8 protein-coding genes are annotated in these 9,322 nt (G+C 36.0%); 2 read left to right on the top strand and 6 right to left on the bottom strand.

Annotated features, from left to right (window positions below; all coding sequences use genetic code 11):
- Both CBF36_RS12380 and CBF36_RS07345 read left to right on the top strand, forming a co-directional pair.
- On the top strand, positions 1 to 816 hold an 816-nt coding region (locus CBF36_RS12380; RefSeq protein WP_276330747.1), incomplete at its 5' end, for a CAP domain-containing protein.
- Positions 817 to 933: 117 nt separating this feature from the next.
- Positions 934 to 1,227: a bacteriocin immunity family protein gene (locus CBF36_RS07345; protein ID WP_125957806.1), complete on the top strand. Its 294-nt coding sequence runs from the start codon at positions 934 to 936 to the stop codon at positions 1,225 to 1,227.
- 44 nt (positions 1,228 to 1,271) lie between these two features.
- Here CBF36_RS07345 and purD read toward each other — a convergent pair whose 3' ends face one another.
- The 6 genes from purD to purL are packed head-to-tail and all read right to left on the bottom strand — an operon-like array spanning position 1,272 to position 9,322.
- Positions 1,272 to 2,525 (bottom strand): phosphoribosylamine--glycine ligase, encoded by a 1,254-nt coding sequence (gene purD / locus CBF36_RS07340; RefSeq protein WP_125957805.1) that lies wholly within the window; start codon positions 2,523 to 2,525, stop codon positions 1,272 to 1,274.
- Between the two features lie 14 nt (positions 2,526 to 2,539).
- Complete coding sequence (gene purH, locus CBF36_RS07335) at positions 2,540 to 4,081, bottom strand: bifunctional phosphoribosylaminoimidazolecarboxamide formyltransferase/IMP cyclohydrolase (RefSeq protein ID WP_125957804.1); 1,542 nt, start codon at positions 4,079 to 4,081, stop codon at positions 2,540 to 2,542.
- Positions 4,074 to 4,652, bottom strand: coding sequence for a phosphoribosylglycinamide formyltransferase (gene purN, locus CBF36_RS07330; protein WP_125957803.1), 579 nt, complete (start codon positions 4,650 to 4,652; stop codon positions 4,074 to 4,076). Before purN ends, purH begins: the two co-directional genes overlap by 8 nt.
- On the bottom strand, positions 4,649 to 5,695 hold the full coding sequence (gene purM, locus CBF36_RS07325; RefSeq protein WP_125957802.1) for a phosphoribosylformylglycinamidine cyclo-ligase: 1,047 nt from the start codon (positions 5,693 to 5,695) through the stop codon (positions 4,649 to 4,651). The genes purN and purM overlap by 4 nt, the downstream gene beginning before the upstream one ends.
- Position 5,696: 1 nt before the next feature.
- Positions 5,697 to 7,115: an amidophosphoribosyltransferase gene (gene purF / locus CBF36_RS07320; RefSeq protein ID WP_125957801.1), complete on the bottom strand. Its 1,419-nt coding sequence runs from the start codon at positions 7,113 to 7,115 to the stop codon at positions 5,697 to 5,699.
- Positions 7,100 to 9,322: a phosphoribosylformylglycinamidine synthase subunit PurL gene (gene purL, locus CBF36_RS07315; RefSeq protein ID WP_125957800.1), complete on the bottom strand. Its 2,223-nt coding sequence runs from the start codon at positions 9,320 to 9,322 to the stop codon at positions 7,100 to 7,102. Before purL ends, purF begins: the two co-directional genes overlap by 16 nt.

Here is a 9,322-nt window from a genome sequence, read left to right as displayed (position 1 = left end):
AATCCTACTGAGCCCGGTAATCCTACTGAGCCCGGTAATCCTACTGAGCCCGGTAATCCTACTGAGCCCGGTAATCCTACTGAGCCCGGTAATCCTACTGAGCCCGGTAATCCTGGTGGTACAACAAGTGAACAAGAACAAGTTATTCAAATTATGTTACAACTAATTAATGACCATAGAAATTCACATGGTTTGCCATCTCTAACTTTATCTGAACAATTAGTTTTAGCATCTGAAATTCGTGCGGAAGAAATCGTTAATAATTTCAGCCATACAAGACCAAACGGCACTGAGTGGTCTACAGTATTTAATGACATTAATTACTCATATCAAGGCATGAGTGGAGAAAATATTGCATCTAATAATTTTGGCAATACTACTCCCGAAGAAATTGCAAACCAACTGTTTACTCAATGGGTAAATAGCCCAGGTCACAATGAAAATATGCTAAGACCTGAGTTTACAGAATTTGGATTCAGTTATGTCATTGCAAATGGTTCTGTGTATGGTGTCCAATTATTTAGTGGTGATCCAGTAACTAAATCATCTGAACAAAAAGACATCAATTCTTCGGAAACATCAGATGAAGTTGCTGTTGACATTAATGTAGATGTAGAAGGCACTAATAATTTTACAGCCGAAATTGATGAAGCTGTTGAAACAATTGCGCCTCTTAATTCAAATGAAGAAGTTTTAGAAGACGTTGTTGAAAATCCTGTTGTCGTTGAAGATGATAGCAATCAAAACTTAATTCAAACTAAAGACAACATAGAAACAGATTCAATTAACTTTGACACAACAATAGAAGTAGAATAAATAACAGTCCTCCACTATGACTCAAAAGTGGAGGACTTTTTTGCGTTCAATTGACATATATCATTAAGAAGAGTAATGTTTAGATATGAGTTTACATACTAAAAAGGAGATGTTGTCATGACTAACAAAGCTAGTAGTCAAGAAATTTTAGATATGATCTTAGAGCTGTTAACTAAAGACATAACAGATAAAGAAAAAAATATTTTTATCCAAACAAAACGTACACTAGAATCCAGACATTATTTACCCAGAGTCATTTCAGACTTAAGGGCTTCCCTTACTCCTTTAGCTATGAGTAAACAATTATCCAAAGAAACAGGAAAACTATATTTAACGATAACTAACTATCCATACACTAATAATAATTTGGGTGGCGGATTAATCAGTGTTTTTGGCAATAATTTAAAATAATAAAACAAGCTGACCAGGTCAAAAATAGTCCTAGTCAGCTTGTTTTATTTTCCGATGTCTGTTCGATAATAAAAATCAGTTAACGGTTGCTCAGATAACCAACCATATACTTTTTGTCTCGCTTCTTCAAGTGTTGCTCCACTACTTTCAGCCATGAATACTCGTCCACCATTTGAGACAAGAGAATCATTTTTACTTGTAACTCCTGCAAAGAAAAGACTCACTTTTTTATTCGTTGTATCAATATTTAAAGTTTTTCCTTTTTCATAACTTTCTGGATATCCTTTAGCAGAAACTACAACACCTAAATCAAATCCTTCTTTTTTCCAAGATACTTCAATTGTTTTATCATCAAAAATCGATTCAATCACTTCAACCAAATCCGTCTCTAATCTTTCAAGTAATACTTGTGTTTCAGGATCACCAAAACGAGCATTGTATTCAATTACTTTTGGTCCATCGTTTGTTAAGATTAGTCCTGTATAAAGAATCCCTTGAAAGTCTCTACCTTCTGCTTTCATCGCCTCTACCGTTGGATACACAATACTGGATACTGCCTCTTGATAGATTGTGTCTGTCACATATGGTACTGGGCTATAAACACCCATTCCACCAGTATTTGGTCCTTTATCCCCATCAAAAATCGCTTTGTGATCTTTGGCTACTACCATTGGATACACAAAAGAATTTCCAACAAATGACAATAAAGAAAATTCTTTGCCGACTAAAAATTCTTCTATCACAATTTTAGGTTCTTCACTATCAAAAACATTATTTAACAAATTATCATCAATCGCTTGCTTTGCTTCATCCATGGTTTGTGCTATGACAACGCCTTTTCCTGCAGCTAATCCATCTGCTTTAATCACAATAGGTAATGTTTGGGTTGCTAAATAATCAAGTGCACACTCTCTATTAGTAAACGTTTGGTAATTTGCAGTAGGTATCTCATATTTGACCATCAATTGTTTAGAAAAATCTTTAGACCCTTCAATGATTGCGGCATGTTTTTTAGGTCCAAATACTTTGATTCCTTTTGATTCTAAATAATCAACTAACCCATCTATTAAAGGAACTTCTGGTCCGACAAATACCCAATCAATTTGTTTTTTTTGACAAAACTCAATGATAAACTGTTTGTCTGTTTCGCTCCCTTTAACTAGCTGTATATTATCCAGTTCCATCCCAGCATTGCCAGGTAAGCAATAAACTCTTTCAACTAAAGGACTTTGTAATAACTTTTTACTAATCGCATGTTCACGTCCGCCACTACCTATTACCAATAATTTTCTTTTCATCAAGTCTTCTCCTCTTAATGTTTGAAATGTCTTGTTCCAGTGACAATCATTGCAATACCATATTCATTAGCAACATCAATTGATTCTTGGTCTTTCACACTGCCTCCTGGATGTATGATGGCTTTTATCCCATGTTTTGCTGCGTATTCAACACTGTCAGGCATAGGGAAAAAGGCATCACTAGCTAAGACAGCTCCTTTTGCTAAATCTCCTGCTTGATCAACTGCTAATTTTACTGACCCCACTCGGTTCATTTGTCCTGCTCCAATACCTAATGTGTGGTGGTTATTTCCAACTACAATCGCGTTACTCTTAACAGATTTAACCACTAACCACATTTTTTTCAGTGCATCAATCTCTTCAGCTGTTGGTAATGTTTCTGTGACCACTGTCCATTGTGTTTCATCATCAACTACTGTATCGGATTCTTGTATTAGTAAGCCTCCTGACACACTAACTAATTCCCATTCTGTTTGATTTGATTTTGTTGTATCTAATTGTAATAATCGACGATTTTTCTTTTTCTCTAATAGCTCTAAAGCATCAGCTGTAAAGCTTGGGGCAATGATAATTTCTAAAAAGAGTTCGTTTAGCGTTTCAGCTAAATCAGCATCAATTTCACGATTAAAGGCCAACACTCCACCAAAAATCGAAATTGGATCACTTTCATAAGCTAGTCTATAAGCTTCATGTATTGTTTTCCCAAATCCAACACCACATGGGTTCATATGTTTCATTGCAACAACGGTTGGTTCTTCAAACTCTTTTACTAAATGGATGGCGGCATTGGCATCTTTAATATTGTTATAAGATAATTCTTTACCATGTAATTGTTTCGCTGTCCCAATGCCTACTTCTGCTTTATTGTCATCAGATTGATAAAAATAAGCTTTTTGATGATTATTTTCACCATATCTTAACGTATTTATTTTTGTATAACTTAAAGATAAGTCATTTGGTAACTCTTGACTGTCGCTTATTGATAGATAGCGTGCAATACTAGCATCATAGCTAGATGTAGTTGAAAAAACTTTTGAAGCCAAATATTGCCTTGTCTGTATCGTTGTGTCTCCTGTTGAGCTCATTTCTTGTAACACCAACTCGTAATCTTGACTATCCACAATGACAGTCACACTCGCAAAATTTTTAGCGGCACTTCTTAACATACTTGGTCCACCAATATCGATTTGTTCAATTGCTTCATTTTGAGTCACATCAGGTTGGGCAATAGTTTCTTTAAATGGGTAAAGGTTCACACAAACTAAATCAATCAAACCAATGTTGTGTTCTGTTAATGTAGTCATATGTTCTTGATTATCTCTTTTAGCTAATAATCCACCGTGAATCATCGGATGCAATGTTTTAACGCGTCCATCAAGCATTTCTGGAAAACTAGTTACATCCTCCACGCTTAAACACGCAATACCTTCTTGCTCCAATACCTTTTTTGTTCCACCTGTTGAAATAATTTCATAATCTAATTTTACTAGTTCTTTTACAAATTCTGCGATACCTGTTTTATCATAAACGCTTATCAATGCACGTTTTTTAGACATTTTCATATTCCCCCAAGATAAATTGATTTACAATAGTTGGTAAAACTTTATGCTCTAGTTGATGCATTTTTTCTTCAAACACTTGTAATGACAGACTTCGATTAATTAACAGACTTTCTTGATAAATAATAGGGCCAGTATCCACCCCTTCATCTACTAAATGAATCGTAACACCTGTTTCTAGGTCATCACTTTCATAGGCTTCTTTAATACTTTTATTCCCTGGAAACTTAGGAAGTAACGATGGATGCAAATTAATTATACGTTTTTTATAGAAATTTAACAGAGTTGGGCCAATAATTTTCATATATCCAGCTAAAATAATTAAATCGATTTTCTCATTCTCTAACATCATGAGAATATTTTTTTCGTACTCTTCTTTCGTTTCGCTAGTTTTTTTCTCCATCACAAAATATGGGATATGATATTTTTTAGCTCTTTCAATCACATAAGCCTCTTTTTTATCACAAAAAACACAAACTAGTGTCCCAGCTATGTCTCCATTTTGACTTGCTTTAGCTATCGCTTCAAAATTAGACCCATTTCCTGAAGCAAACACAGCGAATCTCATTTGCGTTCTCCTTTTATTTCCACTTTACCTGTTTCTCCTAAATCTACCTGACCGATATTATAAGCTAATTCACCTTGGTCATTAATATAATCTAAAACAGTTTGAGAATCCTCTTTATCAACTGCCAAAACCATTCCTATTCCCATATTAAATGTGCTAAACATATCTTTTTCACTAATATCTCCAAGTCGTTGCAATGATTTAAAAACTGGTAAAACTGGCCAACTTCCCTTTTTGATAGAAGCTGACACATTTTCTGGTAACATTCTTGGAATATTTTCATAAAAACCACCACCAGTGATATGAGCAATGCCTTTAATCTTTTTCATTTTAATCAGTGGTAACACACTTTTGATATAAAGTTTTGTTGGAGTTAATAAAATCTCTTTTAAGGTTTGACCACCCATGTCTTCCAACACTGTGTCTAATTTATAATCGTGATCTTTAAATAAAATTTGTCGAACCAACGAAAAACCATTTGAATGGATTCCACTTGAGGCGATACCGATTAATACATCGCCTTCAGAAATAGTTGACGAATCAATTAACTCTGATTTTTCTGCTAATCCAACCGCAAAACCAGCTAAGTCATAGTCATTTTGACCGTACATATCAGGCATCTCTGCTGTTTCTCCACCGATTAATGCCATGTTAGATTCCACACAACCATTGGCTACCCCTTCGACAATCTTTTCAATTTTTTCAGGGTATGTTTTTCCTGTTGCAATATAATCTAAGAAAAATAAAGGTTCTGCTCCTTGAGCTAAAATGTCATTTGCACACATCGCAACGCAATCAATCCCAATGGTGTCATGTTTATCTGCTTCAATAGCAATCATAAGCTTTGTTCCCACACCATCTGTGCCAGAAACAAGAACTGGTTCTTTTACATCATACTGACTCAAATCAAAACATCCGCCAAATCCACCAAGTGCACTCATCATACCTAAACGTTCTGTTTTTTTTGTATGAGATTTGATTCTTTCCACCACTTCATATCCTGCTTCGACATTGACTCCTGATTTTTCATATGCAGTTGACATATTAGTCCTCCTTGTTTTCTCTGTATTCATAATCATATAAAGGCGTTGGGTAATCACCGTTAAAGTAAGCCATGCATAATCCGTTATAAGGTGCATCTAACTTTAAGCCAATCGACTCAATTAATCCTTCTTCACTTAAAAATTCTAATGAATCAGCTTCAATGATTTCTCTGATTTTTTCGGTTGAATAATTAGCAGCAATCAACTCTTCTTTCGTTTGAATATCAATCCCATAAAAACAGGGATAAGCTAAAGGAGGAGAAGAAATTCTGACATGAACCTCTTTTGCTCCAGCTTCTTTTAACAAACGAACGATTCGTTTAGATGTTGTGCCACGAACGATTGAATCATCCACTAAAATGACACGTTTTCCTTCAACCACTCCTCGAACAGCAGACAATTTTAATCGAACACCTTCTTCTCTTAATTCCTGCGTTGGTTGGATAAACGTTCGTGCTACATATTGATTTTTCACTAATCCCATTTCATAAGGGATGGAACTTTCTTCAGCATACCCACTAGCAGCTGATAGCGAACTATTTGGGACACCAATCACCATGTCTGCTTCAACGGGACATTCTTTAGCTAATGTTTTTCCCATTCTTTTTCTAGCAGAGTGAACATTAATTCCTTTGATATTAGAATCTGGTCGAGCAAAATAAATATACTCCATCGAACAAATCGAATACATGGTGTCATCCGTATAGCGATAACTATGTAATCCTTTATCATTTATTTCGATGATTTCACCGGGTTCTACATCTCTGACAAAAGTCGCCCCAATCGTATCTAAAGCACATGTCTCACTTGAAACCACATAAGCCCCATTACTCATACGACCAATAGATAAAGGACGAAAGGCATTTGGATCGAGTGCCGCGTACATTGCATCATCAGTTAGCAGTAAATAAGCAAACCCACCCTTTACTATGTTTAATGCTTCAGATAATTTATCAATAAACGTGTTCTTATGACTACGGCGAATTAAATGCATTAAAATTTCTGTATCTGAATTCGAATGAAAAATAGCCCCATCTTCTTCTAATTCTTTACGTAATGTTTTCGCATTAATCAGATTACCATTATGTGCTAAGGCTGCGTCTCTATCATAAAAACGAAACAAGAATGGTTGGATATTAATAATATCTCCCTCACCACTTGTACCATAACGAACGTGCCCAATAGCAGAGTGCCCTTTTAAGTTAGCTAATAAATCTGGATTAGCAAATACTTCATGTAGTAATCCTAACCCACGATGCCCTTGCAGTCGATGATTTTCTAATGATACAATCCCCGCACCTTCTTGACCTCTGTGTTGTAAGCTGTGTAAGCCATAATAGGTGATTTGACTGGCGTCTTTATGGTCCCATACACCAAACACGCCACATTCTTCATTAATCCCTTTTATTTCATGAGACATGGTATTGCTTCCTCCCAGGCTTCTTTGGCTTTAGCGACTGTTAATTCCAATGAATCGTCGACTGTGCTAACTTTTATCACTCCATCATTTGTCACTTGTCCTAATAAAGTGGCATCATTTTTTAAAATAGCTTCAAAAGCATCTTTCTTTTCAGGTGAGACACTCACAACAAATCGTCCTGAGGTTTCAGAAAATAATAATTCTTTTGACAAATCAGTCTCAATCGTAACACCTAAGCCATTACCAAATGTTGATTCAATCACACTAACTAATAACCCACCTTCAGCACAGTCATGTGCACTTGCCACATACCCTGACTGAATAGCTTGTAATAATTTAGCCTGAATAACCACTTCTTCTTCTAAATCAACCGGTGAAATCGTTCCTGAAATCTTACCAGTTAATAATTTTTGAATTTCACTACCTGAAAAATCAGCATGTGTTTCACCTAATACATAAATTAAATCACCTGCTTTTTTAAAGTCTTGTGTGGTAACGTGTGATAGTTCTTCAACAACCCCAACCATTCCAATCATCGGAGTTGGGTAAATAGGTTGATTATTTGTTTCATTGTATAGTGATACATTTCCTGATATAACTGGCGTATCAAAGGCTTCACATGCTTGCGCAATCCCTTTTGCTGCTTGATCTAACTCATAGAATCCTTCTGGTTTTTCTGGTGAACCAAAGTTTAAACAATCTGTAATCGCTAAAGGTCTTGCGCCACTTGCGACAATATTTCTAGCAGCTTCACTTACTGCCATTTTTCCGCCTTCTTTTGGATCTAAATACAAGTATCTGGCATTACAATCGGTTGTCATGGCAAGAGCTTTTTGTGTTCCTCTCACACGTAATACAGCGGCATCACTACCTGGCCCCACAACAGTATTAGTACGAACTTGTGAATCATAGGTTTCATACAATGATTGTTTCGATGCAATCGTTGGCTGTGCTAAAATAGATAACGTTGTTTGTTTAAAATCTTTTATTTCAGGTTTATATGCCTCTTGTTTTTCAAATTCAATGATACGTTTTGGTTTCTCTTGTTCGTTATGATACACGGGTGCGTCTTCTGCTAAAGAGTCAACTGGAATATCCGCGACTTTTTCTCCTTGGAAAAATAATTTATATCGCTTGTCATCTGTTACATGACCAATTGTTACAGCATCTAAGCCGTAAGATTCAAACAATTCGATAACTTGTTGTTCTTTTCCTTTTTTGATACAAAGTAACATTCTCTCTTGAGATTCAGATAACATCATTTCATATGGTGTCATCTCTGTTTCACGCTGAGGTACATCATCTAAATAGAGTTCTAAGCCTGATCCAGCTTTTGACGCCATCTCTGAACTAGAAGACACTAACCCAGCAGCGCCCATATCTTGAATTCCGACTAAACAATCTGAATGATTTAAAATCAAATCAAGACACGCTTCCATCAACCCTTTTTCCATGAATGGATCACCTACTTGTACAGCAGAGCGTTGTTGTTCTTCGCCTTCAACAAATTCTACTGAAGCAAACGTGGCACCATGAATCCCATCTCGGCCTGTTTTGGCTCCCACATACATGATTGGGTTACCGACACCTTTTGCTTGTCCTTTTTGAATGTCTTCATGTTTGATTAAACCAACACACATGGCATTAACTAAAGGATTTCCTTCATAACACGCGTCAAACGCAATCTCACCACCAACTGTCGGAATCCCAATACTATTACCATAACCACCAATCCCTGCGACAACTTTTTCGATTAAATATTTTGTCCGATTCGTTTCTATCTCACCAAAACGTAAAGAATTTAACATCGCAATTGGTCTAGCACCCATACTAAAAATATCACGAATAATCCCACCAACTCCTGTAGCTGCTCCTTCATAAGGCTCAACCGCTGATGGATGATTGTGACTTTCCGCTTTAAACACAACAGCTAACCCATCACCTATATCCACAATCCCGGCACCTTCACCTGGCCCTTGTAAAACATGTTGATTTGATGTTGGAAAATGTTTTAAAACAGGTTTACTATTTTTGTAAGAACAATGCTCACTCCACATAACAGCAAACAAACCTGTTTCTGTGTAGTTTGGTAAACGACCTAAAATCGAATCAGCTATATACTCATACTCAGAATCTTTCAAACCCCATTCTTGATAAATCTTAGATTCTTTTACTTCTTCTGGAGTCATTGTTTGTGCTTTTACCAT

Origin of the sequence: Vagococcus bubulae (assembly GCF_003950315.1) — a bacterium.
Taxonomy (GTDB): Bacteria; Bacillota; Bacilli; order Lactobacillales; family Vagococcaceae; genus Vagococcus; species Vagococcus bubulae.
The sequence above is the reverse complement of the archived record's forward strand: the minus strand, read 5'-3'. Positions and strand labels throughout refer to the sequence as shown.

Bases quoted from the DNA above. Each gene is read 5' to 3' on its own strand.
- CBF36_RS07345 (WP_125957806.1), top strand. From the start codon at position 934: ATGACTAACAAAGCTAGTAGTCAAGAAATTTTAGATATGATCTTAGAG.
- purD (WP_125957805.1), bottom strand. From the start codon at position 2,525: ATGAAAAGAAAATTATTGGTAATAGGTAGTGGCGGACGTGAACATGCG.
- purH (WP_125957804.1), bottom strand. From the start codon at position 4,081: ATGTCTAAAAAACGTGCATTGATAAGCGTTTATGATAAAACAGGTATC.
- purN (WP_125957803.1), bottom strand. From the start codon at position 4,652: ATGAGATTCGCTGTGTTTGCTTCAGGAAATGGGTCTAATTTTGAAGCG.
- purM (WP_125957802.1), bottom strand. From the start codon at position 5,695: ATGTCAACTGCATATGAAAAATCAGGAGTCAATGTCGAAGCAGGATAT.
- purF (WP_125957801.1), bottom strand. From the start codon at position 7,115: ATGTCTCATGAAATAAAAGGGATTAATGAAGAATGTGGCGTGTTTGGT.
- purL (WP_125957800.1), bottom strand. From the start codon at position 9,322: ATGGTAAAAGCACAAACAATGACTCCAGAAGAAGTAAAAGAATCTAAG.